Source organism: Shewanella surugensis, from assembly GCF_023284005.1.
Lineage (GTDB): Bacteria > Pseudomonadota > Gammaproteobacteria > Enterobacterales > Shewanellaceae > Shewanella > Shewanella surugensis.
Genome location: NZ_JAKIKS010000332.1, coordinates 1 through 971, shown reverse-complemented (window position 1 = coordinate 971; position 971 = coordinate 1). Strand labels below are relative to the sequence as shown.

1 rRNA gene is annotated in these 971 nt (G+C 50.9%); it reads right to left on the bottom strand.

The annotated features are described in order from the left end of the window. Positions 1-971, bottom strand: a 23S ribosomal RNA gene (locus tag L2764_RS27360); the annotation flags it as partial.

Sequence of the window (971 nt, the reverse complement as noted above, 5' to 3'; positions counted from 1 at the left end):
TGTATGTCTCGCAGTTAAGCTGGCTTATGCCATTGCACTAACCGTACGATGTCCGACCGTACTTAGCCAACCTTCGTGCTCCTCCGTTACTCTTTGGGAGGAGACCGCCCCAGTCAAACTACCCACCAGGCACTGTCCCGGACCCCGATTCAGGGGCCTCGGTTAGAACATCAACACTACAAGGGTGGTATTTCAAGGTTGACTCCACATCATCTAGCGACAATGCTTCAAAGTCTCCCACCTATCCTACACATGTAGGGTCAATATTCAGTGCCAAGCTATAGTAAAGGTGCACGGGGTCTTTCCGTCTAGCCGCGGGTATACGGCATCTTCACCGCAATTTCAACTTCACTGAGTCTCGGCTGGAGACAGCGTGGCCATCATTACGCCATTCGTGCAGGTCGGAACTTACCCGACAAGGAATTTCGCTACCTTAGGACCGTTATAGTTACGGCCGCCGTTTACTTGGGCTTCGATCATGAGCTTCTCCGAAGATAACCCAATCAATTAACCTTCAAGCACCGGGCAGGCGTCATACCGTATACTTCCTCTTGCGAGTTTGCACAGTACTGTGTTTTTGATAAACAGTTGCAGCCACCTGGTATCTGCGACTGCCAGCAGCTTAAGGAGCAAGTCCTATCACCACCGGCAGCGTACCTTCTCCCGAAGTTACGGTACCATTTTGCCTAGTTCCTTCAGCCGAGTTCTCTCAAGCGCCTTGGTATTCTCTACCCAACCACCTGTGTCGGTTTGGGGTACGATTCCTACTAACCTGAAGCTTAGAAGATTTTCCTGGAAGCATGGCATCAACTACTTCAACCCCTTGGGGTCTCGTCATCAGTCCTCAGTCTTGCAATTTAATGCGTATCCCCGGATTTGCCTAAGAATACAACCTACAACCTTAAACGCGGACAACCAACGCCGCGCTAGCCTAGCCTTCTCCGTCTCTCCATCGCAGTTAGCAGAAGTAC